The 24240-nt window shown below is 66.7% G+C and carries 22 protein-coding genes; 14 read left to right on the forward strand and 8 right to left on the reverse strand.

Features of this window, described 5'->3' with window-relative positions; translation table 11 throughout:
• Positions 1-95: 95 nt before the first annotated feature.
• Together KUW00_RS03330 and nanR are read right to left on the reverse strand one after the other, a co-directional pair.
• Entirely contained in the window at positions 96-890 is a 795-nt protein-coding gene (locus KUW00_RS03330; protein WP_222568417.1) for a trimeric intracellular cation channel family protein, read from the reverse strand.
• Positions 891-988: 98 nt separating this feature from the next.
• Positions 989-1696 (reverse strand): transcriptional regulator NanR, encoded by a 708-nt coding sequence (nanR, locus tag KUW00_RS03335; protein ID WP_045991761.1) that lies wholly within the window; start codon positions 1694-1696, stop codon positions 989-991.
• 165 nt (positions 1697-1861) lie between these two features.
• On the opposite strand from nanR, the gene KUW00_RS03340 reads away from it, so the two are divergent.
• From KUW00_RS03340 to KUW00_RS03400, 13 genes are all read left to right on the forward strand, one after another.
• Positions 1862-2692, forward strand: coding sequence for a phosphogluconate dehydrogenase C-terminal domain-containing protein (locus tag KUW00_RS03340; protein ID WP_108448026.1), 831 nt, complete (start codon positions 1862-1864; stop codon positions 2690-2692).
• A 60-nt stretch (positions 2693-2752) separates the two neighbouring features.
• Entirely contained in the window at positions 2753-4018 is a 1266-nt protein-coding gene (locus tag KUW00_RS03345) for a ribulose-bisphosphate carboxylase large subunit family protein (RefSeq protein WP_222515644.1), read from the forward strand.
• Positions 4015-5373, forward strand: coding sequence for a four-carbon acid sugar kinase family protein (locus KUW00_RS03350; RefSeq protein ID WP_261391952.1), 1359 nt, complete (start codon positions 4015-4017; stop codon positions 5371-5373). The genes KUW00_RS03345 and KUW00_RS03350 overlap by 4 nt, the downstream gene beginning before the upstream one ends.
• A gap of 60 nt (positions 5374-5433) precedes the next feature.
• A complete protein-coding gene (locus tag KUW00_RS03355) occupies positions 5434-6450 on the forward strand; it encodes a TRAP transporter substrate-binding protein (protein WP_045991765.1) in 1017 nt (338 codons plus the stop codon).
• Between the two features lie 118 nt (positions 6451-6568).
• The gene (locus tag KUW00_RS03360; protein ID WP_222568219.1) at positions 6569-7156 is read left to right on the forward strand and encodes a TRAP transporter small permease; all 588 of its coding nucleotides are present in this window, start codon (positions 6569-6571) and stop codon (positions 7154-7156) included.
• Positions 7153-8427, forward strand: coding sequence for a TRAP transporter large permease (locus tag KUW00_RS03365; RefSeq protein WP_045991767.1), 1275 nt, complete (start codon positions 7153-7155; stop codon positions 8425-8427). The genes KUW00_RS03360 and KUW00_RS03365 overlap by 4 nt, the downstream gene beginning before the upstream one ends.
• A 67-nt stretch (positions 8428-8494) precedes the next feature.
• On the forward strand, positions 8495-9955 hold the full coding sequence (locus KUW00_RS03370; RefSeq protein WP_222568220.1) for an aldehyde dehydrogenase family protein: 1461 nt from the start codon (positions 8495-8497) through the stop codon (positions 9953-9955).
• Between the two features lie 120 nt (positions 9956-10075).
• Positions 10076-10972 (forward strand): NAD(P)-dependent oxidoreductase, encoded by an 897-nt coding sequence (locus KUW00_RS03375; protein ID WP_045991769.1) that lies wholly within the window; start codon positions 10076-10078, stop codon positions 10970-10972.
• A gap of 176 nt (positions 10973-11148) precedes the next feature.
• Positions 11149-12360 (forward strand): mandelate racemase/muconate lactonizing enzyme family protein, encoded by a 1212-nt coding sequence (locus KUW00_RS03380; protein ID WP_222568221.1) that lies wholly within the window; start codon positions 11149-11151, stop codon positions 12358-12360.
• Positions 12361-12675: 315 nt separating this feature from the next.
• Positions 12676-13221 (forward strand): (2Fe-2S)-binding protein, encoded by a 546-nt coding sequence (locus KUW00_RS03385; RefSeq protein ID WP_045991771.1) that lies wholly within the window; start codon positions 12676-12678, stop codon positions 13219-13221.
• Positions 13208-15583 carry a xanthine dehydrogenase family protein molybdopterin-binding subunit gene (locus KUW00_RS03390; protein ID WP_222568222.1) on the forward strand — a complete coding sequence of 792 codons (2376 nt, stop codon included), beginning with the start codon at positions 13208-13210 and terminating at the stop codon, positions 15581-15583. The genes KUW00_RS03385 and KUW00_RS03390 overlap by 14 nt, the downstream gene beginning before the upstream one ends.
• 60 nt (positions 15584-15643) lie before the next feature.
• On the forward strand, positions 15644-16648 hold the full coding sequence (locus KUW00_RS03395) for an XdhC family protein (RefSeq protein WP_222568223.1): 1005 nt from the start codon (positions 15644-15646) through the stop codon (positions 16646-16648).
• Positions 16638-17303: an NTP transferase domain-containing protein gene (locus KUW00_RS03400; protein WP_222568224.1), complete on the forward strand. Its 666-nt coding sequence runs from the start codon at positions 16638-16640 to the stop codon at positions 17301-17303. Before KUW00_RS03395 ends, KUW00_RS03400 begins: the two co-directional genes overlap by 11 nt.
• 121 nt (positions 17304-17424) lie before the next feature.
• On the opposite strand, the gene denD is transcribed toward KUW00_RS03400, so the two are convergent.
• The 5 genes from denD to ltnD all read right to left on the reverse strand — a co-directional run bounded on the left by denD (position 17425) and on the right by ltnD (position 22301).
• The gene (denD, locus tag KUW00_RS03405) at positions 17425-18396 is read right to left on the reverse strand and encodes a D-erythronate dehydrogenase (protein WP_222568225.1); all 972 of its coding nucleotides are present in this window, start codon (positions 18394-18396) and stop codon (positions 17425-17427) included.
• A 112-nt stretch (positions 18397-18508) separates the two neighbouring features.
• Positions 18509-19306, reverse strand: a complete 798-nt coding sequence (otnI, locus tag KUW00_RS03410) for a 2-oxo-tetronate isomerase (protein ID WP_222568226.1) — start codon at positions 19304-19306, stop codon at positions 18509-18511.
• 59 nt (positions 19307-19365) lie between these two features.
• On the reverse strand, positions 19366-20013 hold the full coding sequence (otnC, locus tag KUW00_RS03415; protein WP_222568227.1) for a 3-oxo-tetronate 4-phosphate decarboxylase: 648 nt from the start codon (positions 20011-20013) through the stop codon (positions 19366-19368).
• Positions 20010-21302, reverse strand: coding sequence for a 3-oxo-tetronate kinase (gene otnK / locus KUW00_RS03420; protein WP_222568228.1), 1293 nt, complete (start codon positions 21300-21302; stop codon positions 20010-20012). Before otnK ends, otnC begins: the two co-directional genes overlap by 4 nt.
• A 57-nt stretch (positions 21303-21359) precedes the next feature.
• The gene (gene ltnD / locus KUW00_RS03425) at positions 21360-22301 is read right to left on the reverse strand and encodes an L-threonate dehydrogenase (RefSeq protein WP_108448013.1); all 942 of its coding nucleotides are present in this window, start codon (positions 22299-22301) and stop codon (positions 21360-21362) included.
• A 500-nt stretch (positions 22302-22801) separates the two neighbouring features.
• Between ltnD and KUW00_RS03430 the strand changes: the two genes are divergently transcribed.
• Positions 22802-23833: a LacI family DNA-binding transcriptional regulator gene (locus KUW00_RS03430; protein ID WP_222568229.1), complete on the forward strand. Its 1032-nt coding sequence runs from the start codon at positions 22802-22804 to the stop codon at positions 23831-23833.
• Positions 23834-23939: 106 nt separating this feature from the next.
• Here KUW00_RS03430 and KUW00_RS03435 read toward each other — a convergent pair whose 3' ends face one another.
• On the reverse strand, positions 23940-24143 hold the full coding sequence (locus KUW00_RS03435) for a CsbD family protein (RefSeq protein ID WP_045990910.1): 204 nt from the start codon (positions 24141-24143) through the stop codon (positions 23940-23942).
• Positions 24144-24240 lie beyond the last annotated feature (97 nt).

Consider the following 24240-nt stretch of genomic DNA (forward strand, 5'->3'; position numbering starts at 1 on the left):
AGAGGCAATCGCCTGGCATCGATCGCAGAGATCCCAGCACAGAGTTGCAGACGGCGATGCTCGAGCATCGAGGAAGAAAACCGTCAATCGAGGGCTCAGTCGACGTCCTCATCCTCGGGCCACAGGCGGGCGGCCTTGCTTCGGGAGACCATCCTCACCCGCATCTTGGGACGCGCGACGTCGGCGGACGATACCGTCTCGCGGGCCGATGTCAGCGGTGTGTCATTGCCATCGGCCGGCATCGACGCCGGGGCAGCGGGCTCCGCCGCCCGACTCGACGCCGACTGGCCTGGAGATGGCTCGATCACCACCCAGGCCAGCACCGGCAGCGCCAGCTGCCAGCGGATTGCCGCGAGCCGCAGCCCCAGGGTGGTGACAAGCGACAGCAGAATGCCAAGCCTGGGGGCGCCGAGGCTTGCCAATGCCACGAAGACCACACCGCCGGCGATGGCGGCGGTGGCGTAGACCTCACGACACAGCACCATCGGCACGCGCCTTGCCAGCACGTCACGGATCATGCCGCCGGCCACCCCGGTAAACAGCCCCATCAACACCGCCACGACCCCCGAGGTCCCCAGCAGCATCGCCTTGTTGGCACCAATGATCACGAACAGCGCCAGACCAAAGGCGTCGGCCACCGGCAGCACCACCCGATTGAGGCGATGGATATAGTGAAATCCGACCAGCGCGCACAGCACCGTGGCCAGGATCACCCAAAGATAGGTCGGATCGCGGATCCAGAACACCGGGGCGACACCCAGCACCAGATCACGCAGGGTCCCTCCTCCGACGGCGGTCACCGCCGCCAGCACCAGCATGCCGATGGGATCCATGCGTGAGCGGCACGCCAGCAAGATGCCCGACAAGGCGAAGACCACCGTCCCCGCCATGTCCAGGGCGTAGACCAGATCACTATCCAAGGTCCCGTTCCTTCTCGATAAGTGTCGCCCGTCCGGGGCGAGCGTCAAAAGCGGGAATCAATGCGCCCTCAACTGGGAGCGTACACCGAACGCGCCCTTTCCAGATGACGCGTCATCTCGCGAATGGCGGCGCCTTCGTCGCCGTTCTTCAACGCCGCCAGGATGCGCTCGTGCTCCTCCAACGTCACATGCTCGCTGCCCTTCCAGTGGATCAGCGAGGTATGGAACCTGGCCAGCCACTCGAACATCGCCCGACTGACCGCGATGAAGATAGGGTTGCCGGTGGTCTCCGCGATGGCAACATGAAACCCCATGTCCGCCGCGATAAAGGCATCGATGTCCTTGTTCAACGCCACCCGCTGGCGCTCCACCAGCGCCTCGAGGCGCGCCAGATCCTTGGCGCCCACCTGCCGCGCCGCCCGCGCCACCATGCCCACCTCGAAGAATAGCCGCGCCTCCTTGAGGTGTTCGAGCGAGGCGGGTTCGGTCGACAGCAGGTGCATCGCGGTCAGTTCTATCTGGGCCAGCATGCCGTCGGCACTGGGCGTCAGCACCTTGGGCCGCTGCCCGTGGTGGATCGACACCAGCCCCAGCCGCTCCAGCGCCTGCATCGCTTCGCGGATGGCCGGCCGGCCGACCCCGAAGGTATCCATCAATTCCCGCTCAGAGGGCAGGCTGTCCCCCGGCGCATAGTCGCCGTTCAGCAGTTGCTGATAAAGCCGATCGAACACCTCGTCGGACAGTTTGCGGCGAGAAATCTTCAACGAGTCGCTCATGGCCTCTACCTCGCGGCGCCAGGCCCCGCAGCATACCCATGCCAGCGGTCCTGGAACATGACACTCGACCAAGGTCGTGTTTGACAGCCCCGGCCACTTATATTGTCATCATACCAGTTGCAGCACAGCTTGCCTCTTCCACTTTTTCACACAGGTTACCTGGCCATGACGACCATTGCCTTGATCGGTGCCGGCGGCAAGATGGGCGCCCGCCTCTCCCGCAATCTCAAGACTTCGGACTTCGACGTGCGTCACGTCGAGGTCAGCGAACAGGGCCGCCAACGGCTTCGCGACGAACTCGACATCGAGTGCGTCGACAGCGCCGAGCAGGCGGTGGCCGGCGCGGATGTGGTCATCCTGGCCGTTCCCGACACCCTGATCCAGAAGATTGCCGCCGAGCTGTCACCGTCGATCGAAGCCGGCACCATGGTGGTCTGCCTGGACGCCGCCGCCCCCTTCGCCGGCCATCTGCCCGAACGTGACGACCTGGTCTACTTCGTCACTCACCCTTGCCACCCCCCGATCTTCAACGACGAGACCACCCTCGAGGCCAAGCGCGACTATTTCGGCGGCAGCCACGCCACCCAGCATATCGTCAGCGCCTTGATGCAGGGCGATGACCGCCACTTTGCCCTCGGCGAGGCCGTGGCCAGGACCATCTATGCCCCCGTCGGGCGCAGCCATCGCGTCAGCGTTGAACAGATGGCGCTGCTGGAACCCGGTCTGTCGGAAACGGTATGTGCCACACTGTTATCGGTGATGCGTGAAGCGATGGACGAAGTCGTGGATCGAGGCGTCAGCCATGAGTGCGCCAGGGACTTTCTGCTTGGCCATCTCAACATCCTCGGTGCGGTGATCTTCGATGAACAGCCCGGCGCTTTCTCGGATGCCTGCAACAAGGCGATCGAGAACGGCAAGCCGATGCTGATGCGCGATGACTGGAAGCGGGTGTTCGAGCCGGACGCCATCGCCGACAGCATTCAGCGCATCACCTGAGGGGCCACGCTCTCCACAGAGTCTGACGACAGCGCCATCGCGAGTACCAAGAGGCCAGGCATGAACCGAATCGAAGCCAGCTACCTGATCGAGACCCCCTTCGAGGTGGAGCAGGCCTGCCAGGTGATGGCCGGGGAGCAATCCTGCGGCACCTTCACCCGCCTGGCCGCGGAAACCGATGACTTTCGAAAGCGTCATGCGGCCAGAGTCGAGTCCATCGAATTGCTCGACAGCGTCGACGCGCCCTCGCTGCCCATGCCGACCCGGCCCCAGCCGCCCGGCACCCGCTACCAGCGCGCCCGGGTGCGATTGTCCTGGCCCCTTGAGAACCTCGGTCCGTCGTTGACCACGCTGATGGCCACCCTCGCCGGCAATCTGTATGAACTCAAGGAATTCTCCGGGCTCAGGCTGCTCGACGTCAGCCTGCCCCACGCCTTTGCCGAGGCCTGCCCCGGGCCCCAGTTCGGCATCGACGGCACCCGCCGCCTCAGCGGCGTCGACCAGGGTCCCCTGATCGGCACCATCATCAAGCCCAGCGTCGGGCTCTCACCCGATGCCACCGCCGAGGTGGTGAAGGAACTGCTGGATGGCGGCATCGACTTCATCAAGGACGATGAACTCCAGGCCAACGGCCCGCACTGCCCGTTCACCGAGCGGGTCGACGCGATCATGCCGCTGGTGCTTGAACATGAGCAGCGCACCGGACGCAAGGTCATGGTGGCCTTCAACATCACCGGCGAGATCGACGAGATGCGCCGGCACCACGACCACGTGCTGGCCGCCGGCGGTAGCTGTGTGATGGTCGCCCTGAACGCGGTGGGTCTGGCCGGCGTCAGTCATCTGCGGCGCCACTGTGAGCTGCCCATCCACGGCCACCGCGCCGGCTGGGGCATGTTCAGCCGGGAGCCGCTGCTGGGCATGGACTTCGCCGCCTGGCAGACCTTCTGGCGCCTGGCCGGCGTCGATCACCTTCACGTCAATGGTCTGGCCAACAAGTTTTCGGAATCCGACGACAGCGTCGCCGCCAGCGCCCGGGCCTGCCTGACGCCGCTGTTCGAGCCCCCGGGACCGGCCCACACCGTGATGCCGGTATTCTCGTCCAACCAGACCGCCTGCCAGGCCATCGACACCTGTCGCGCCATGGGGGGCGGCAGCGACATGATCGTCACCGCAGGCGGCGGCATCATGGCCCACCCTGGAGGTATCGCCGCCGGCGTCAGAAGCCTGCGCCAGGCCTACGACGCCGCTGCACGCGGCATCTCGCTGTCCGACCACGCCCGTGACCATGGCGAATTGGCCCAGGCTCTGGAGACCTTCTGCCCATGAACGACCTGCTGCTGAGCTACTACGGCGACGACCTGACCGGCTCCACCGACGCGCTCGAGGCCCTGGCCTGCCAGGGCGTCCCCAGTGTGCTGTTCACCGCTCGCCCCAGCGCCGAGCAGCGCGCCCGCTTCGACCACTGTCGTGCCCTGGGTCTGGCCGGCACCAGCCGCAGCGAGTCCAATGACTGGATGCGCCGCGAGCTCAAGCGTTCCTTCCAGTGGCTGGCCGAACAGGGCGCAGCGCTGACCCACTACAAGACCTGCTCCACCTTCGACAGCAGCCCTGAGGTCGGCAGCATCGGTTGTGCCATGGAGGTCGCGCGCGGCGTCTTCGGCGAGACACCGATCCCACTGGTGGTGGGGGTGCCGCAGATGCGCCGCTACACCGTCTTCGGCGAGCTCTACGCCGCCTATCAGGATCAGATCTACCGCATCGATCGACACCCCGTGATGTCGCGCCACCCGGTCACCCCCATGCACGAGGCGGACCTGCGCCGCCACCTGGCCGCCCAGACCACTCTGCCGGTCGGCCTGATCGATGTGCCCAGCCTGGCCCTGCCGGATATCGACGAACGCGTGGATCACGCCCTCGCAGAGCATCCGGCGGTGCTGTTCGACGTGCTCGAACCCGCCCATCAACAGGCGGTGGGTCATCAACTCTGGCGCACTCGCCCGCAGCAACAAGGCGGCACGGGCGGCTTCGTGGTCGGCTCGTCCGGCGTCGAGTATGCCCTGCTCGCCGAATGGCAACGCCTGGGGCTGGTGGAAGGTGGCAACGACTTCTCTCCGCCCCGTTCGGTCGAGCGCATCGCGGTGGTCTCCGGCAGCGTCTCCAGCACCACCGCACGCCAGATTCACTGGGCGGTCGAGCATGCCGGTTTTCAGCGCATCGAGCTCGACGCTCGCAGCCTGGCCATCCCCGCCCATCGCAACGAGGCCATGGCTACCGCCATCCTCAAGGCACTGGATGCCCTGAGCAGTGGCCGCAGCGTCATCCTGCACACCGCCATGGGACCCGACAGCCACGACGACAGCCTGGCCACCGAATCCAGCCGCCACAGTCTGGGCAAGGCCCTCGGCGAGATGCTCAAGGCGCTGGTGGACGATCAGGGGCTGACCCGGGTGTGTGTCGCCGGCGGCGACACCTCGAGCCATGCCATCGCCGCCCTGAACATCCATGCCCTGACGGTCAAGATGCCGCTGCCGGACACCCCGGGTTCGCCGCTATGTCAGGCCCACAGCGACGACCCGCGCTACCAGGATCTGGAGATCGCCTTCAAGGGCGGCCAGATCGGTGGCGACGACTACTTCGAGCGGCTCAGGCGAGGACGAGCCCTGGCCGACCACGAGCACTGATCCGGCCGTGCCACCGGGCACGGCCACACCCAAGCGTCATCCCGCAAAGAGGAAACAACAATGACGACGACTGTACGCCACGCAACACGCCGCCCCGCCTTTCACCTCAAGCCCTGCCTGCTGGCCGTGGCACTGGCCGGGTTTGCCCTGCCGGCGGCTGCCGCCCAGACCATCACCGTCGGCCACACCACCTCGGACAGCTCTCACTACTCCGAGGGTATCGATGCCTTCAAGGCGACCCTGGAGGAGCTGTCCGACGGCGAATTCACGGTCAACGAGCAGCCCTCCGGTGCGCTGGGCGGCGAGCGCGCCATGATCGAAGGCCTGCAGATCGGCACCATCGACGCCGTTGTCACCTCAACCGGGCCGCTGGGCAACTTCGTCCCTGAGACCTACGTGCTCGACCTGCCATTTCTGTTCAAGGACTACGACCACGCCCGCTGCGTGCTGGATGGCGAGGTCGGCCAGGACCTGCTCGACAAGATCGGCGAGCACGATCTGGTGGGTCTTGCCTGGACCGAGAACGGCTTCCGCCACATGACCAACAGCCAGCGTGACATCGAGACCCCCGAAGATGCCCAGGGTCTCAAGATCCGCACCATGGAAAACGAGATGCACATGGCGGCGTTCAACGAGATGGGCGTGCATCCGACACCGATGGCCTTCCCGGAGCTGTTTACCGCGCTGCAGCAGGGCACCGTGGACGGCCAGGAAAACCCCATCTCGGTGATCCTCACCGGCAATCTGTGGGAGGTCCAGGATCGCCTGTCGCTGACCGGCCACGTCTATTCTCCGGCCATCATGCTGGCCTCGCCGATCCTCTGGGACGGCCTGTCCGATGAGCAGAAGGGCTGGTTCATGGAGGCCGCCCAGGCCGGCGCCGAGGCCACCCGAGCGATGGTGTCGAGACTCGAGACCGAAGGCGTCGAGGAACTCAAGGCCAAGGGCATGACCGTGGTCGATGACATCGACAAGTCCCAGTTCCAGGCCGCCGTCGAGCCCTCCTACTCGGTCTACACCGACGAGTACGGCTCGGAGATGCTCGATCGCATTCGCTCCAGCGACTGCGGCAGCTGATCGTCCACTGATCCTCGACTGACCTTCCCGCCCGAGCGCTCGCTACCTGCCGTTGGCGAGCGCTTGGGCGGTCAAGCCTGACCCGTCCTCGGGCCTTACCCGCGATGAGGAAAGCCCCATGCTGGATCTGTTCTTCCGTCTCGAGCGGGCCATCTCCCAGGTCGCCCTCTACGCAGCGGTGCTGATGTTGATCGCCTCGGTAAGCCTTGGCTTCTACCAGGTGCTGACCCGGTTCGTGTTCGACGCCCCCTCCACCTGGTCGGAGGTGATGGCCCGCTCCACCATGATCTGGTGCGTCTTTCTGGGCGCCGCAGCGACCTTTCGCGGCGGCTACATGATGGCCGTCGAAGTGATCTACAAGCTGGTGCCGACCTCCGCCCTCAAGGCGCTGGAGATACTGATCGCCACCTGCTGCATGATCGTTCTGGCGATCCTGGTGATCTACGGCTATCAGATGACGCTGCGCGTGCAGAACCAGATGCTCTCCGGCGTCGGCATCTCGATCGCCTGGATCTACGCCGCCATTCCGATCGGCGCCGCCTTTTCGCTGCTGTCGGTGATCACTCGACTGATCGCCCAGTTGACCGGACGCGAGACCATCGGCGTGGTCGATGCCGAGGCCCCCGCACACGTGCCTGAACCCGAATCCAGTCCTGGCCCTGACACTGGGACCTCGTCCGGTACCGAAGGGAGGAAGCAGCCATGAACGCCGCTATCGGACTATCGCTGATCATCCTGTTCGCCCTGGGCGTGCCGATCGCCGTGTCGATCCTGCTGGCGTCGGTGATCGGTATCGAGTTCTTCACCCGTTTTCCGCTGCTGATGGTGCCCCAGCAGATGTTCGTCGGCATCGACAACTTCCCGCTGATGGCGATCCCCTTCTTTATCCTGGCTGGCAACCTGATGGCCGCCGGCGGCATCTCCCAGCGCCTGGTGGACCTGGCCAAGTCCATCGTCGGCGGGCTCCAGGGCGGGCTCGCCATGACCTGCGTGCTGACCTGCATGATGTTCGCCGCGGTTTCCGGCTCGAGCGTGGCCACCACCTTCGCCATCGGCTCCATCCTGATTCCGGCGATGGTGGCCCACGACTACCCGCGTCCGCTGGCGGCCTCGATCCAGGCCTCCTCGGCGGAGCTCGGCGTACTGATCCCGCCCTCCATCCCCTTGATCCTCTACGGCGTCAGCACCGACACCTCGATCGGGCGCCTGTTCATTGCCGGTATCGGTCCGGGGTTGTTGATCGGCTCGGCGCTGCTGCTGTTTCTGTACATCTTCTGCAAGCTGCGCGGCTACGGCCTGCGCGACCGCGAGGATCGCGCCGCCTTCACCACCTCGATGCGCCGTGCCTGGGCCGCTCTGCTGATGCCGGTGGTGGTCATCGGCGGCATCTATGGCGGGGTCTTCACCCCCACCGAGGCCTCGGCGGTGGCGGTGTTCTACGCCCTGATCGTCGGCGGTCTGGTCTACCGCGAGCTGCCGCTGTCGGAACTGGTGCCGATCCTGCGCCAGAGCGTGATTTCCACCGCCACGGTGATGCTGATCATCTCGGCGGCGGCGCTGTTCAGTTTCCTGATCAGCCGCTCGGGGCTACCCGGCGAGGTTGCCGCCTGGGTCACCCAGGTGTTCGAGAGCCCGGTCAGCTTCCTGCTGGCGGTGAACGTGATGCTGCTGGTAATCGGCATGTTCGTCGAGACCTCGGCGGCGATCCTGGTGCTGGCCCCGATCTTCACCCCCATCGCCGTGCAGTACGGCATCGACCCGGTGCACTTCGGCCTGATCGTGGTGGTCAACCTGGCGCTCGGCATGTTCACCCCTCCGCTGGGGGTCAATCTGTTCGCCGCCTGCGCCGTGGCCAAGCTGTCCATCGACGAGCTGATCCCTTGGCTTGCGCGCTTCGTGCTGGTGGTACTGGCCTGTCTGATGGCGATCACCTACATGCCCTGGATCTCACTGGGCCTGGTCGATCTTTTGTACTGATACCGATCACTGCCCCGGCCGCGCCGGGGCCCATCCTATCTTCCGCCCCTTCTCAGGAGTCGACAGCATGCACGCCCTCCCCCTCACTCCACCCACCGGCGCCCTGATCGGCGGTCACTGGGTCGATACCGCCGACACCCTCGAGGTGCTGCGACCGGCCAGTGGCGAGGTCATCGCCCGTATCGCCGCGTCCAGCGCAGCCGACGTCGATGCTGCGGTGGCCGCCGCCCGGGCAGCCTTCACAGGCGAGCTTGGCCAGTGGTCGACGTTCTCGGCGCGGGCGCGCAGTGAATGGCTGTACGCCTTCAGCCAGGCCATCGACGCCGACAGGGACACCCTGGCCGCCCTCGAGTGTGCCGACACCGGCAAGCCGATCAGCCAGGCCCGGGGCGACATCGCCGCCTGCGCGCGCTACTTCCGTTTCTACGCCGGCGCCGCCGACAAGCTCCACGGCGAGACCATCCCCTTCGATCCCGACTATGCGGTGATGACCCTGCGCGAGCCTTGGGGCGTGTGCGCCCAGATCATCCCCTGGAACTACCCGGCCCAGATCTTCGGACGCTGCGTGGCGGCGGCGCTGGCCGCTGGCAACACCTGCGTGCTCAAGCCCGCCGAGGACGCCTGTCTGAGCGTGCTGCGCCTGGCCCAGCTGGCCGTCGACTGCGGGCTGCCGGAAGGCGCGCTCAACCTGGTGCCTGGCCTCGGCCGTGAAGCCGGCGCCGCCCTGGCCGCCCACCCCGGCATCGATCATCTGTCGTTCACCGGCTCGCCGGAGACCGGCACCCTGGTGACTCAGGCGGCGGCGGTGCACCACGTGCCGGTGACCATGGAACTCGGCGGCAAGTCGCCCCAGCTGCTGTTCGCCGACGCCGACCGTGAACGCGCCCTGGACGCCGTGGTACGCGGGATCATCCAGAACGCCGGCCAGACCTGTTCCGCCGGCAGCCGTCTGTTGGTGGAGCAGAGCATCCACGATGAGGTGGTGGCGGCACTGAGCGAGCGTTTCGCGCGGTTGACCTGTGACGTCGGCGAGAACGACCCGGACTGCGGACCGCTGATCAATGAACGCCAGCGCGACAAGGTGATGACGCTGATCCAGGCGGCACAGGATGATGGCATCCACATCGCCGCCCATGGACGCCTGGCCGACGACGCCCCCCGGGACGGCCACTTCGTGGTCCCCCACCTGTTGACCCAGGTGCCGCAAGGCCACGGCGTCAGCCGCGAGGAGCTGTTCGGGCCGGTACTGGTGGTCCAGGCCTTCGCCGACGAGGCCGAGGCCGCACGCCTGGCCAACGCCACCGACTTCGGCCTGTGTGCGGGCGTATGGACCACCGACGGCGGCCGCCAACTGCGTCTGGCCAAGGCGATCCGTTCGGGCCAGGTGTTCGTCAACAACTACGGCGCCGCCGGTGGTATCGAGCTGCCCTTCGGCGGCGTCGGCCGCTCCGGCCACGGCCGCGAAAAGGGCTTTGAAGGGCTCAGGAGCTATACCCGCATCAAGACCATTGCGATTCATCACGGCTAGACGTCGCTGGAAACGTCTGGGCCTGGCACGAAAGGTGCCGGCCCTCCTCTAGGCCGTCACCCAGGACTATCAAGCACCAACCACCATCATCACCACTACCACCACCACAAGGAAAGGGACATGACCACCTCGCTTCACGTCGGCCTGATCGGCGTCGGCCTGATGGGCCACGGGATCGCCACCAGCCTGCTGCGCGCGGACCATCGCCTGAGCTTTCTCGATCACCCCGGCAATCAGCCCAGCGACGACCTGATCGACAAAGGGGCAAGCGCTCTGACCAGCGCCCGCGAGGTCGCCGAGACCGCCGATCTGGTGATCCTGTGCGTCACCGGCACTCCCCAGGTGGAAAGCGTGCTGTTCGACGAAGGCGGCGTGCTGGAGGGGCTCAAGCCAGGCCAGATCGTGGTTGACTGCTCCACCGCCATCCCCAGCTCCACCCAGGCCATCGACGCCAGGGTGCGCGAGGCCGGTGGCCGTTTCGTCGACGCCGCCATGACCCGCACCCCGAAGGAGGCCGCCGAGGGCCGCCTCAACCTGATCGTCGGTGCCGATCAGGCGCTGTTTGACGAGCTCAAGCCGCTGTTTGGCGCCTTCGCCGAGCACATCACCCACGGCGGCCCGGTGGGCGCCGGCCACACCCTGAAGCTATTGCACAATTTCGTCTCGCTGGGCTTCACCGCCGTACTGGCCGAGGCCAGCGCCGCCTCTCGACGCGCCGGCATCGACGACGCCGTGCTGCTCGAGGTGCTGGGCAACGGTGGCGGCGGCGGCGTGGTGCTCGAACGCCTGCGTCCCTTCCTGACCGACGCCGACCCTGCAGGCTTCCGCTTCAGCCTGTCCAACTCGCTCAAGGACGTGGGCTACTATCAAAGCATGTCCGAGGACCTCGGCGCCTCGCGCCAGCTCAGTCAGGCGATCACCCGGCTCTACCAGGACATCGTCGATGCCGGCCACGGTGAAAGACTGGTCCCGGAATTGGTCAGTCTGCTCGGCGAATCACAGTCAAAGCAGCCATGATGCTTGCGTCACACGTCATTTGACGGCGGCCACTCGCAAGCTGCCTGAGCGGATCAAGCGACGTCAGCAAGGGTGGCCATTGAAGATGCACAACAGCGATGAACGGTGGCGGTACGCGGCAATGACGAACGGGGCCGATCAACGGTAGCGAAACACTGAACCTTGCGGAGACCAGCATGAAGATCCAGCGTATCGAAACCCTGCGTCCTGCGGCTCGTCCGTCGCTGATCTGGGTGCGCGTCCACACTGAGGACGGCCTGGTGGGCCTGGGCGAGAGCTGGTTCGGCACCGACGCCATCGACGCCGATGTTCATGGCCGCCTCGCTCCCCTGCTGCTGGGCGAGGATGCCTCCCGCATCGAGGCGCTGCACCGCAAGATGCAACCCTACGTGGGCTTTGGCGGCACCAGTGCCGAGACCCGCGCGCTGTCCGCCATCGACGTGGCCCTGTGGGACCTGGCTGGTCAGCGTGCCGGCCTGCCTCTGCATGACCTGCTCGGTGGCGCCACCCGAGCGCGGGTGCCGCTCTACAACACCTGCGCCGGCCCCGACTATGTGTCCAAGTCCGCCGAGGTACGCCCGGACAACTTCGGCATCAAGGGTGGCTCGGGGGATGACGGGGCGTCTCCCCGCTACGAGGACCTGGACGCCTTTCTCGAGCGTCCGGCAGAGCTCGCCGCAGAGCTTCTCGAGATGGGCATATCCGCCATGAAGATCTGGCCCTTCGACTTCGCCGAAGGCGCCCGCCACGGCATGTCCATCTCGCCCGCCGATCTCAATCGTGCGCTGTGGCCGTTCGAGGAGATCCGTCGTGTCCACGGCGATCGCATGCGCCTGAAGGCGGAACTGCACGGACTCTGGAGTCTGCCGGCGGCGCGCACCATCTGTCAGGCGCTGGCCCCCATTGACCCGGACTGGATCGAGGACCCGCTGTGGATGGATCGCTTCGACCAGCTTGGCGAGCTGGCCGACACCTGCGTCCCCCTGGCCGGCGGCGAGACCCTCGGCGGCCTGGGGCAGATTCGCGACCTGCTGCATCGCGGACGTATCCACACCCCGATCATCGACGTGACCTGGGGCGGCGGCGTCAGCTTCGCCCGCAAGGCCGCCACCCTGGCCGAAGCCGAGGGTCGCCCGATCGCCTTCCATGATTGTTCCGGCCCGGTGACGCTGGCGGTATCCACCCACCTGGCCATGGCGCTTGCCAACGTCGCCGAGCAGGAGTTCACCCGGGCCTTCTACTACGGCTGGTACGCCGACTGCGTCGAGGGCCTGCCGCCGGTCGAGGACGGCATGATCCGCGTCAGCGGCGAACCCGGGCTGGGCGTTCGCCTGAACCCCGAAATGCTCAAGGGCGACGCACTCCATCGACGTCTCAGCGAGAGCTAGATTCACTGACGCCCTGAACTCCATGTCGAGAAGCAGCCCTCACCACGAGAGGCGCCAGACGCCCCCGGCGCCTTTGCGGTAACCGCCATCCACGCATTTCGCCCGTTCCCGCATTCAACGTTGCCCACTAGTCGACTGGTCTATAGTATCGCGACATCGCTTATTAAGAGGCAGATGGTGTGCCAGTTACGGCATCCCGACCGTCCTCGCGTCCCCTGTTGCCTCAAGAACGGGTAAAAGGGACGCATACAAAAAAATCAGAAGCACCAACGGACCCTGAAGCTACGCAATGAAACCAGCGAGGAACCAGCCCCCATGACCAGCTTCACCCTGAACGGCGAAGCGGTGAGCGTCGAGGTGGATCCCCAGACCCCACTGCTGTGGGTACTGCGCGATACCCTGGGCCTGACCGGCACCAAGTTCGGCTGCGGCATCGCCCAGTGCGGCGCCTGCACCATCCACTTCAACGGCTCGGCCACGCGTAGCTGCGTGCTGCCGCTGGCCGCCGCCGAAGGTGCCGAGATCACCACCATCGAAGGCCTCGACGCCGACGGCAACCACCCGCTGCAACAGGCCTGGCGAGAAGAGCAGGTGCCCCAGTGCGGTTACTGCCAATCCGGCCAGATCATGCAGGCGGCCGATCTGCTCAAGCGCAAGCCTTCCCCCAGCGATGACGAGATCACCCAGGGCATGAGCGGCAACCTGTGCCGCTGCATGGCCTACGTGCGCATCCATCGCGCGGTGAAACGCGCCTCCTCGCTTCAGCAGGGCGGCGTCGAGACCTTCGACCCCGCCTCCGCTACTGCTGCCCGCAGCGAAACCCGTACCAGCGCCGAGGAGCCCCGCCATGAGCCGGTTTGATGACACCCTGGCGGCCCATCGGGGCGCTTCCGCAGTCCGCAGCGATACGTCCCTAGCCGACCGAAACGCAGGCCCCGGCCTTAGCCGCCGCGGCTTTCTGATCGGCACCCTGGGCGCCAGCGCGGTTCTCGCCTTTGGCCTGCCCGGCATGGCCTTCGGCGCCGCCGACGCGGCCAGCGAGGCCCTGGCCAAGGGTCGCTTCGAGCCGACCCTGTGGTACGCCATCGACGCCCAGGGTCACGTCACCCTGCACTGCACCAAGGCCGAGATGGGCCAGCACGTGGGCACCAGCCTGGCCCGCCTGGTCGCCGAGGAACTCGAGGTCGACCCGGCGACGATCGCCATCGAATACGTCGACAGCGACCCCAAGTGGGGTTACATGATCACCGGGGGTAGCTGGTCGGTGAACCACAGCTTCCTGCCGCTCTCCCGTGCCGGCGCCGCCGGACGCCAGGCGCTGATCGAAGCAGGTGCGCGCCTGCTCGAGGTCGACGCCGCCGACTGCCAGGCCCGTGACGGTCAGGTCATCAGCGGCGACAAGCGCATCGGCTACGGCGAGATCGTTGCCAGCGGCACCCTGTCGCGCAGCTACAGCGCCGAAGAGCTTGAAGCCATCGAGCTCAAGCCGGCCTCCGAGCGCCGCGTGCTGGGCACCTCCGGCCGAGCCCAGGACATCCCCGCCAAGACCACCGGTGAGGCCGTCTTCGGCATCGACGCCAAGGTCGATGGGATGCTCTACGCCCGCCCGGTGCTGCCGCCTACCCGTTTCGGCTCCCGCGCCACCTCCATCGATGACAGCGCAGCCCAGTCCATCGCCGGCTATCGCCAGACCATCCGGCTGGAGGACCCCTCGGGCCTGTGCCAGGGCTGGCTGGCGGTGATCGCCGACAACTTTTCCGCCGCCATGCGTGCCACCGATGCGCTGAAGATTGAATGGGAAAACGGCTCCGGCATCTCGATCACCGAGGCCGACATTCTCGATGAAGGCCGCCGTCTGACCCAGTCACCGAGCCGTGACAACGGCGCCCTGTTCGTCGATATCGGCGAGGTGACGTCCACCCTCGAGCAGGCCGCGTCCGCCGAGGACGTGTCGCTGATCGATGCCACCTACACCACGTCCAGCGTGCTGCACTTCCAGCTCGAGCCGGTCAACGCCACCGTGGTCGAGCGCGACGGCCACTGGCACGTCCACTGCGGCAACCAGCAGCAGTCCGTGGCGGTGCCCCTGGTAGCCAAGGCGCTGGAAGTCGACGAGAGCCAGGTGACCTTCCACCAGTACTATCTGGGCGGCGGCTTCGGACGCCGTCTCTATGGCGACTATGCCGTGCCTGCGGCGCTGGCAGCCAAGGCCGTGGGTGCCCCGGTCAAGATGGTCTTTACCCGCCCCGATGACAGTCGCATGGATTGCGTGCGCTCACCCTCGGTGCAGCGGCTGCGCTCGGCCCTGGCAGCCGACGGCGCCATCCAGGCCAGCGAACACGCCGCCGCCGCCGGCTGGCCCACCGCCGATATCGCACCCGGCTTTCTCGGCGAATTCGTCGAAGGTGGCGGCAAGATCGATTCCTTTGCCATCAGTGGTGCCGACCACTGGTACGCACTGGGCGCCCAGCGGGTGTGGGCCCAGCAGAACCACAAGGCCCACGAGGCCTTCGTTCCCGGCTATCTGCGTGCGGTGGGGCCAGGCTGGACCACCTGGGCGGTGGAGAGCCATATCGACGAACTGGCACTGGCCGCCGACCAGGACCCTGCCGAGTTCCGCCGGAACCTGCTCAAGGCCGAAGGACGCAACGCCGGCGAGGCGCCCAACAGCGTCGGCGGCGCCGAGCGCCTCAAGACAGTGCTCGAACGCACCCTCGACAAGGCCGGCTGGAACGAGCGCGACGCCCTGCCCGAGGACACCGGTCTCGGTGTGGCGCTGAGCTTCGGCCAGGAACGCCATATGCCGACCTGGGTGGCCTGTGTCGCCCGCGTCAAGGTGGATCGTGCCAGCGGCGAGGTGACGGTCGAGAAGCTGACCTCGGTGGTGGATGCCGGCACCCTGGCCCATCCCGACGGTGCCATGGCCCAGTTGGAGGGCTCGCTGCTATGGGGCCTGTCGATGGCCCTGCACGAAGGCACCGAGTACGCCGAAGGCCAGCCTGCGGACCTCAACCTGAACAGCTATACGCCGCTGCGCATGCATCAGGTGCCGGAGCTGGACCTTGAATTCGTCGACAACGACCACACCCCGGTCGGCTTAGGCGAACCTGGCACCTGCGTTGTAGCGCCGGCCATCGCCAACGCCATCGCTCACGCCACCGGCGTGCGCCTGCGCGACCTGCCGATGCGGCCGGAGGCGCTCAAGGCCGCACTGGGGGCCTGACCCGCCACCCGAGCGCCACGCTGATCGCGTGGCGCTCGTCACACACAGGACACGCTGACCATGCAACATCTGGATCTTACGGTGGTGCGACGTGCCCTCGCCTGGCTGCGCGACGGGCGCACCCTGTGGCTGGCCACGGTGCTGTCCACCTATGGCTCCTCACCACGCGAACCCGGCGCCTGGCTGGCTGCTACCCGTGACGGTGATCACGTTGGCTCGCTGTCCGGCGGCTGCGTCGAGGAGGACTTTCTTGAGCGCCTTGGGCAGGGTGATTTCGATACGCCGGTCAGGCGGGTGCGCTACGGCGCCGGCGACGACGTCGACTACCCGGCGCCCAGCCTTCCCTGCGGCGGCGTGCTCGACGTCCTGGTCGAACGCTTCGCCCCCGGCCAGGCGGCACTGGCGCACTTCTCCGCCCTGGAGGCGGCGCTGGAAGGACGCAAGCCGCTGATTCGCCGCGTCGATCTGGACAGCGGCGCGCGTTCACTCGTTCAAGACGATGGCCTGGGTGATCGCGTCGTTCTGGTCGATGGGAATGGTGAGGCCAGTGCGCAACTGCGCGTCGGCCCAGCCGCCCGACTGCTGCTTGCCGGGGTCTCGCCGGTGGCCGTCGCCTGCGCCCAGTTCGCCGTGGGGCTCGGCTTCGAGGTGATCGTCTGCGACCCTCGGGAAGGCATGCTGGAGTCCTTTATCGATGAACTCGGGGGCGCCTCCGGCAACATCGAGAAGGTGGCGACCCTACCGTCCCGCTTTATCGCCGAAGGCGGCTGCCATGCTGCCACGGCGGTGGTGGCGCTGACCCACGACCCGCGCATCGATGATCTGGCGATGATCGAGGCGGTACGCTCCGAGGCGTTCTATATCGGAGTGATGGGATCGCTGCAGACGTCCCGGGCACGGGCAGAGCGGCTATCCCGCAGCGGTGGTCTGAGCGATGACGAGATCGCGCGTATCCATATGCCGATCGGCTTGAACCTGGGCAGCAAGACCCCGGCGGAGATCGCCCTGGCGGTGATGGCCGATATCGTTCGGGTACGCCGGGGCAAGGACCGCCATGCGCTCTAGCGGCCAGTCGGGCACTCCCGCTTCAACCCCCTCTTGTGAGGAAAGCCGCCATCCGTCCCACGTCACCCCACTGATTTGTGTAGTAGCGGCGGCGGGTCGTTCACGGCGCTTCGGCGCCGCGGACAAGCGCCATGCACGCCTCAAGGATGGTCGTCGGCTGCTGGCGGCAAGCCTTGCGGCGGCGGCCGAGCTGACCCCTCGGCGGCTGGTGGTGCTGGGGCCGGGCGAGAGCCTCGCCGACTGGGACCTTGCACCGTCTGCCAACCTCGAGCTGCTGTCGCTTGAACGTCCCAGCGACGCCCTCGGCGACAGCCTGTCGGCGGCCTTTCGCTGGCTGCTTCAGCAACGCCAGCAGCAACGTACTGAGCTCACCGCAGCGGCGGTATGGCTCGGCGACATGGCCTGGATCTCGGCACCGACTTGCCGCCGGCTTGCCGCCAGCGCCAGGGCCGACCGACTGGTCAGGCCGCGCTTTCACGGCCAACCCGGCCACCCGGTGATCGTTGGCTGCGACTTCTGGCCCGAGATGACGCAGCTTCACGGCCAGGACGGCGCCCGAGCGTTACTGCACCGCCACCGCCAGGCACTGCTCGAGATCGACGTCGATGATCCCGGCGTGGTGCGCGACCTGGATACCCCCGAAGACCCACGCTAAGCACCCACGCTAGGCACCCACGCCAAGGACTCTCGCCAAGGCCCCGCGCCAAGGACTCGCGCCAAGCACCCGCGCCAGCCCTTGGGCAACCGCCTTCAGCCTCGATTCCCCACCGCTAGCGCTAGCCCGTCGCCTGATCCTCGACAAAGGCCGCGACGATGGCATCGAAGTCGCTGTCACCGACAAAGCCAAGGGCCTCAGCCTTGTCGGTACGAAAGCGCCCAGGCCAGCTCTCGACGATGGCGCGGATACGCTCATCCGGCTCGAAACTCACCAGCTCCCGCGCCTGAGCGCCACCCTGACGCTCCAGCGCGTCGAGCATGGCCGCCACGTTCACGCTGATACCCGGCAGCATGAAGGCGCGGAAGTCACCCAGGGCATCGGCGGCGACTTCGGCGCCGTGGACCAGCGCCTGAACCACCTTGCCAGGCGACATCACGAACAGTTCGAGCTCGGTGGGCACCGGGCACACCGCGGCCTCGCCGTTCAGGGGCTCACGCAGGATGCTGGAGGCAAAGCTCGAGGCCGCGGCGTTGGGCCGGCCTGGCCGAATGACGATGGTCGGCAGGCGCAGCACCAGACCGTCGATCAGGCCCCGTCGACTGTAGTCGTTGATCAACAACTCGCACATGGCCTTCTGGCTGCCGTAGGAGCTCTGGGGCCGCAGCGCGGTCATGTCGTCGAGCACCTCGGGCAACTCGCCGCCGTACACCGCCACCGAGCTGGCCATGATCACCCGGGTCGTGGCCAGGCCGCGCTGGCGGCAGCCGTCGAGCAGCGCCCGGGTGGCGTCGAAGTTGACCGCAAGCCCCAGCTCCAGATCGGCCTCGGCGGCAGAACTGACCACCGCCGCCAGGTGGTAGATCACGTCCGGGGCGCCATCCAGCAGGGCGTCCCAGGCTCTCTCTTCGGTAAGATCCCGAGCGGTGGACGTCACCGCCACCTGGCCTGAGTCCTGCGGGTGAGGCGGCGTGCTCTGGTCGACCAGGGTCAGGCGTGAAAGCGGCTGGCCGTTGACCTCGCCCTTGGCCAGCAGCGCCTGAACCAGACGTTGGCCAAGGAAGCCGGCTGCACCAGTAATCAAGATATGCATGGGTGTTCTCCTCCTTTGGGGACGATGGCCCACGCCGGGCGCTGCCCCAGCGATACACCAGAGGCACCAGTCATCAAGATATGCATGGAAGCCCTCCTCCTTCGGCGGCGAGTTATTTGGCAACAACACCATGGGCGCGCGCCCAGCCCAGGCCATCGACGGTGTCACCTGCGGGACGATATTCACAACCGATCCAGCCGTCATAGCCAAGGGCGTCGAGACGCTCGAGCACCGGGCCAAAGTTCACCTCCCCCTGGTCCGGTTCATGGCGCTCCGGGACCCCGGCGAGCTGAACGTGTCCCACCACATCGAACTGCGCTTCCAGGGTACGGATCAGGTCGCCCTGGACGATCTGGCAGTGGTACAGGTCGAACTGCAGCCTGAGGTGGGGTGAGCCGACGCGCTGGATCACCTCCCTGGCAAGCTCCTGGCGCTGCAACAGGAAGTCCGGCATGTCGCGACCGTTGATCGGCTCGATCAACAGGGTGCGCCCGGCCCGGCCACAGGCCTCGGCGGCATGGGAAAGGTTGTCGACGTAGGTGGCCAGATGGGCCTCTCGGGTGGCCTCGCTGGCGCCTTGCGGCAGCAGCCCCGCCATGGCATGCAGGCGCGGACAGTCGAGCGCCGCGGCGTAGTCGAGCGCGCGCTCGAGTCCCTCGCGGAACTCCCCCTCGCGCCCCGGCAGGCTGGCAAGGCCTCGCTCGCCGGCCTCCCAGTCGCCGGGGGGCAGGTTGAACAGCACCTGCGTCAGCCCATGTTGGTCGAGCCGCTCACGCAGTTCGTGCGCCTCGAAGTCATAGGGGAAGAGGTACTCGACGCCGGTAAAGCCCGCCTTGGCGGCGGCACCAAAGCGGTCGAGAAAGGCGTGTTCGGTGAACATCATGCTGAGGTTGGCGGCCAGGCGGGGCATCTCGCTCTCCTGATTGTCATTGTCGTGCGGGCCTTGAGATCGACGCAGCAAGCGCCGTGTCAGTCTCGGGGGAAGCGTGCTTCGAGCTCCTCTACCTGTTCTGGCGTCAACCCACGAGGATTCTGGCCGCGCAGCAGCAGGAACAGCTTGGCGGTCTCCTCGAGCTCTTCGGTGGCGTAGACCGCTGCTTCCAGCGACTTGCCCGCCACCACCGGGCCGTGGTTGGCCAGCAGCACCGCGCTGTGCTTGCCGGCGAGCCCACGTACCGCGTCGCCAAGGCTGGGGTCCCCCGGTACGTGGTAGGGCACCAGCGGCAGGCGGCCGACGCGCATCACGTAGTAGGCGGTCAGCGGCGGAATGCAGTCGTGGTGGTCCACATCCGGCAGGCAGGATACCGCCACCGAGTGGGTCGAGTGCAGGTGGACGATGGCCTCGGACTGGGGCCGCTCGGCGTACATCGCCATATGCAGGAAACTTTCCTTGGTCGGCTTGTCGCCATCGAGCCATTCCCCCGTCGCCGACAACGTCGAGATGCTGGCCGGATCGAGTCCTCCCAGGCAGGCGTTGGTCGGGGTCATCAACCAGCCGCCGTCGTCCAGACGCACACTGATATTGCCGCTGGAGCCCATGGTCAGGCCGCGGTCGAACAATGACTTGCCGTAGGTCGCGATCTGCTCGCGCAGACGATTGACGTCACGTGCACTCATTGGCTCATCTCCTTGAGCACCTGAAAGCCGCGGCTGAAGATATCGACGCCGCCGAAGTTGCCGGACTTGAGCGCCAGCGACAGGGTCGACCCGCCGACGCGGGCCTGGGTCCAGGGCACCCCGGCATCGATCTGCCCGCCGATATGCAACTGGTCCAGCGACAGCGCCGAGACCACCGCACCGGAGGTCTCGCCGCCGGCCACCAGCAACCTGCCGACACCTTCGTCCACCAAGGTGGCGGCCAGGGTCGCCAGGGCCCGCTCGACCAGCTCGCCCGCCTTGGCCACACCCAGGCGCTGCTGGGCGGCCTTGACCCGCTCGGGTGCAGCCGAGGCGTAGACCAGCACCGGTTCATCCGGCGAGTCACGATAGTGGCGACGCACGAAGTCCAGCGCCTCGGCGATGGGCGCGTCACCCTCGGCCAGCGCCAGCGGGTCCAGGGCGATCCCCGGATGGCGCTCGAGGAAGTGCTCGACCTGGGCCAGGGTCGCCCGCGAGCAGCTACCGGAAAGCACCAGGGCCTGTCCCTGGGCCGAGGCCAACCGAGCCGCATCGTCGACCGCCTCAAGCCAGCCCTTGCGCCGATACTCGGCGGGCAGCGCCTGGCCAAGGCCCGAGCCGCCGGTGACCAGGGGCAGCTCGACGCAGGCCGCAGCCAGCACCTCAAGGTCGGCGTCATCCAGGGTGTCACAGATGACGTGGCGGACCTTGTCACCTCCCAGGCGTTCGAGGTGGCTGGCACAGGCCTCGGCGCCCTGGCGGATCACCGAGTGGGACAGAAGCCCCACCGCATGCGACGTCTGCGCGCCCAGCACCCGCACCAGATCGGCGTCGGTCATCGGATTGAGCGGGTGATCCTGCATGCCGCTGTCGTTGAGCAGGCGATCGCCGACGAACAGGTGACCCTGATAGACCGTGCGTCCGGTCGTCGGAAAGGCCGGCACCATCACCGTCTGATCGCCGCCCAGACGCTCGAGCAGGGCATCGGCCACCGGGCCGATATTGCCCTCGGCGGTGGAATCAAACGTCGAGCAGTACTTGAAGAAGACCTGCCGTGCGCCCTGTTCGGTCAGCCAGTCCAGCGCCGCCAGGCTGTCGGCCAGCGCCTCCTCCACCGGGCAGGTGCGCGACTTGAGCGCGACGACCACGGCGTCGACACCTTCCGGAAGCGGCTTGCCGGTGGGCACACCGAGCATCTGCACGGTGCGCATGCCGGAGCGCACCAGATTGTTGGCCAGGTCGGTGGCGCCGGTGAAATCATCGGCGATGGCGCCGAGTACCAGAGTCATGGTCAGTCCTCGTCAAATACGGTGAATAAAGGGGAGGGGCACGGCTGCGACGCGGCCTTATCCGGCGTCGTCGTCATTGGCCGCGGGCAGTGCGATCCCTGCGGTGGCGGCGTAGACCTTGACCACTGCGGCGTCGTCTTCGCGTCCCAGCCCCATGCCGCTGGCGGCGGTAAACTGCTGCAGGGCGCTGGCCGCCACTGGCATCGACAGGCGCAGTTCGCGGCCGGTGTCGTGGACGATGTTGAGGTCCTTGACGAAGATGTCCACGGCCGACAGCGGGTGATAGTCGCCGTCCAGAATGTGCGGCACCCGGTTCTCGAACATCCACGAATTGCCCGCCGACTGGGTAATCACCCGGTACAGCGCGCGACCGTCGATGCCCATCTTCAGGCCCAGCGCCATGGCCTCGGCGGCGGCGGCGATATGCACCCCGGCCAGGTGCTGATTGACCAGCTTGACGCTGGAGCCGGGCCCCGGCGTGTCACCCAGCCGGTGGACCGTGGCCGCCATGGCACCAAGCGGTGCCTCGGCCAGGGCGAAGGCCTCAGCACTCCCGGAGGCCATCACCGACAGCTCTCCGCTGGCCGCCTTGGCCGCCCCGCCGCTGATCGGGGCGTCGAGCATCATCAGCCCAGCCTCTGCCAGTCGGCGTCCCAGGGATTCGGCGAAACTCGGCGCCACGGTGGCGCACTGGATCACCAGGCTGCCCGACGCAAGCGTCGCCGCCAGGCCATCTTCTCCAAATAGCACCGCCTCGACCTGATCGGCGTTGACGACCACCAGCAGCACCACGTCACAGCGCGGCGCCAGCTCACGGGCCGACGCCACCGCCTCGCCACCGGCTTCCTCGAAGGCCTGACGGGAGGCGCTGGAAACGTCGCAACCGATCACCTCAAGGCCGCCACGCAGAAGGCTTCGGGCGATACCCATGCCCATGGCGCCAAGCCCCACCACGCCACAGACAGGGGATCCGGCGGATGTTGTGGATGATTCGCTCATGCTGCTCTCCGGGAACGAGGCCGTCAGGGCCGACAAACAAGAGTATGGCCTGCTTCGACTTCATCTGCGGAAGGAGCAGGGAGGCGGTATCTGTCCCCGGCACATCGGAGGCCAGCGACCAATACCGATAACAGGACGATAGGAAATCCGGTCGACGATGATGAGTGAAGATCACCGCTGCTGTCCTGCAAGATGTTAGCGCTAACATTTTTAGTCCAGAGTCCCTTGTTGCACAAGCACGAAAGCGATAGGCATCGACCAATGTCTAACTACCGCCGTGATCCCGGTGTCGGGACCATGGGTGCCCCGAGGCGCGCAGCGTTTGATCCAAGCTGCCCTGCATGAAGCGCTCGGCATCCGCCGCTCGAGGCCGTGGAACTGGGCCATGTCTCCACCGACCTGCGACGTAGACAGCCCGGGAACGAGCGAGCCAGCGCGCTCCATTCGGCATACCATGGAAGGCAGGCGTCCCTCTGATGCCATCGATCAAGGAGAGTCCGATGAACGAGACCCAGGGCGGTGATCGCCGCCGCCGCAAGGGCCTGGACAACCCGACGCTTGACGACGTCGCCCGTGAGGCTGGTGTTTCCTCGATCACCGTATCCCGGGCGATTCACCGCCCGGAGAGCGTACGCGAGACCACCCGCAACAAGGTGGAGGCGGCGATCGCCAAGGTTGGCTACGTGCCCAACATGGTGGCCGGTAGCCTGGCATCGGCCAGTTCGCGTTTCATTCCGGTGATCGTGCCGTCGCTGTCCAATGTGGTGTTCGTCGAGGTCATCCAGGGGCTGCAGGCACAGTTCGATCAGCACGGCTACCAGATGCTGCTGGGCAACACCGACTACAGCATGCAGCGCGAAGAAGAGCTGATCCGCACCTTTCTCGGCTGGTCCCCTACCGCCCTGGTGACCACCGGCCTGCGCCACCAGCCGGGGCTGAGCGCGCTGCTGGAACGTTTTCCTCGACCGCTGGTGGAAATCATGGAACTGGGCCCGGCGCTGGACATGAACGTCGGCATGGACCACGAAAAGGCAGGCGCCGCCATGGCCGATCATCTGATCGCTCGGGGCTACCGTCATATCGTCTTCGCCGGCACCCGGCTCGAGTCCAACTATCGCGCCGCCCAGCGCTACGCCGGCCACCGCACCAGGCTCGAGAAGGCCGGACTTGCGGCCCCGCTGATGGAGTGGCACCAGGACAGCCACTTCGATCTGGGCGCCACGGCGCTGGACGAGGTCCGTCGCCACCACCCGGGCGTCGAGGCGATCCACTTCGTCGACGATGTAATGGCCAGCGGCGCCCTGCTGGGCGCACAGCGCCGGGGCCTGCGAGTACCCGACGACATCGCCATCGCCGGGTTTACCGGGCTGCCCTTCGGCCGCTCGCTGATGCCGCGTCTGACCACCATCTCCTCCCCCCGCGAGGCCATCGGCCGGCTCGCCGCCTCGCAGATCATCGACCGTCTGGAGGGCCGTGACCCCGAACGCCAGATCGACGTTGGCTTCGCCCTGCTGGAAGGTGAGAGCACCTGAGGACACCAGACCTGACCCACAACGAACAACGGGGAGTCACGATGACTCCCCGCTGGTACAAGACGCTGCCTGCCCGCACGGGCGACAGAGCCCGCGGCACTCGCCGCTACTGATCGAGCCGGCCCTTGAGCTTGTCGAACTCCTTCTCCACCTCTTCTCTGGCCAGGCCAAACTTCTGCTGGATGATGCCGATCAGCTTTTCCTTGTTGCCTTCGGCCTGCTGAATCTCGTCGTCGGTGAGTTCTCCCCACTTTTCCTTGGCGGCACCGCTCAGTTCCTTCCACTTGCCTTCGATGGTGTGCTTGTCCATGGCATGATCTCCGGGTCAGTCGATTGCAAAAAGGTAGATGGCATACTCCTGACGAAGGCTAGCCTGCGGCAAACCCAGCGGCTAGCCCACCCCACCA

It is taken from the genome of Halomonas sp. DP5N14-9 (assembly GCF_019802175.1).
GTDB classification, from domain to species: Bacteria; Pseudomonadota; Gammaproteobacteria; order Pseudomonadales; family Halomonadaceae; genus Halomonas; species Halomonas litopenaei.

What these genes read in the sequence shown, in the direction of transcription:
- denD (WP_222568225.1), bottom strand. Translation starts at nt 18,396, where the DNA reads ATGCATATCTTGATTACTGGTGCAGCCGGCTTCCTTGGCCAACGTCTG.
- KUW00_RS03370 (WP_222568220.1), top strand. Translation starts at nt 8,495, where the DNA reads ATGCACGCCCTCCCCCTCACTCCACCCACCGGCGCCCTGATCGGCGGT.
- KUW00_RS03390 (WP_222568222.1), top strand. Translation starts at nt 13,208, where the DNA reads ATGAGCCGGTTTGATGACACCCTGGCGGCCCATCGGGGCGCTTCCGCA.
- KUW00_RS03330 (WP_222568417.1), bottom strand. Translation starts at nt 890, where the DNA reads ATGGCGGGGACGGTGGTCTTCGCCTTGTCGGGCATCTTGCTGGCGTGC.
- KUW00_RS03430 (WP_222568229.1), top strand. Translation starts at nt 22,802, where the DNA reads ATGAACGAGACCCAGGGCGGTGATCGCCGCCGCCGCAAGGGCCTGGAC.
- otnK (WP_222568228.1), bottom strand. Translation starts at nt 21,302, where the DNA reads ATGACTCTGGTACTCGGCGCCATCGCCGATGATTTCACCGGCGCCACC.
- KUW00_RS03345 (WP_222515644.1), top strand. Translation starts at nt 2,753, where the DNA reads ATGAACCGAATCGAAGCCAGCTACCTGATCGAGACCCCCTTCGAGGTG.
- otnC (WP_222568227.1), bottom strand. Translation starts at nt 20,013, where the DNA reads ATGAGTGCACGTGACGTCAATCGTCTGCGCGAGCAGATCGCGACCTAC.
- ltnD (WP_108448013.1), bottom strand. Translation starts at nt 22,301, where the DNA reads ATGAGCGAATCATCCACAACATCCGCCGGATCCCCTGTCTGTGGCGTG.
- KUW00_RS03380 (WP_222568221.1), top strand. Translation starts at nt 11,149, where the DNA reads ATGAAGATCCAGCGTATCGAAACCCTGCGTCCTGCGGCTCGTCCGTCG.
- KUW00_RS03340 (WP_108448026.1), top strand. Translation starts at nt 1,862, where the DNA reads ATGACGACCATTGCCTTGATCGGTGCCGGCGGCAAGATGGGCGCCCGC.
- KUW00_RS03355 (WP_045991765.1), top strand. Translation starts at nt 5,434, where the DNA reads ATGACGACGACTGTACGCCACGCAACACGCCGCCCCGCCTTTCACCTC.
- KUW00_RS03365 (WP_045991767.1), top strand. Translation starts at nt 7,153, where the DNA reads ATGAACGCCGCTATCGGACTATCGCTGATCATCCTGTTCGCCCTGGGC.
- KUW00_RS03435 (WP_045990910.1), bottom strand. Translation starts at nt 24,143, where the DNA reads ATGGACAAGCACACCATCGAAGGCAAGTGGAAGGAACTGAGCGGTGCC.
- KUW00_RS03400 (WP_222568224.1), top strand. Translation starts at nt 16,638, where the DNA reads ATGCGCTCTAGCGGCCAGTCGGGCACTCCCGCTTCAACCCCCTCTTGT.
- otnI (WP_222568226.1), bottom strand. Translation starts at nt 19,306, where the DNA reads ATGCCCCGCCTGGCCGCCAACCTCAGCATGATGTTCACCGAACACGCC.
- KUW00_RS03385 (WP_045991771.1), top strand. Translation starts at nt 12,676, where the DNA reads ATGACCAGCTTCACCCTGAACGGCGAAGCGGTGAGCGTCGAGGTGGAT.
- KUW00_RS03360 (WP_222568219.1), top strand. Translation starts at nt 6,569, where the DNA reads ATGCTGGATCTGTTCTTCCGTCTCGAGCGGGCCATCTCCCAGGTCGCC.
- KUW00_RS03350 (WP_261391952.1), top strand. Translation starts at nt 4,015, where the DNA reads ATGAACGACCTGCTGCTGAGCTACTACGGCGACGACCTGACCGGCTCC.
- KUW00_RS03375 (WP_045991769.1), top strand. Translation starts at nt 10,076, where the DNA reads ATGACCACCTCGCTTCACGTCGGCCTGATCGGCGTCGGCCTGATGGGC.
- nanR (WP_045991761.1), bottom strand. Translation starts at nt 1,696, where the DNA reads ATGAGCGACTCGTTGAAGATTTCTCGCCGCAAACTGTCCGACGAGGTG.
- KUW00_RS03395 (WP_222568223.1), top strand. Translation starts at nt 15,644, where the DNA reads ATGCAACATCTGGATCTTACGGTGGTGCGACGTGCCCTCGCCTGGCTG.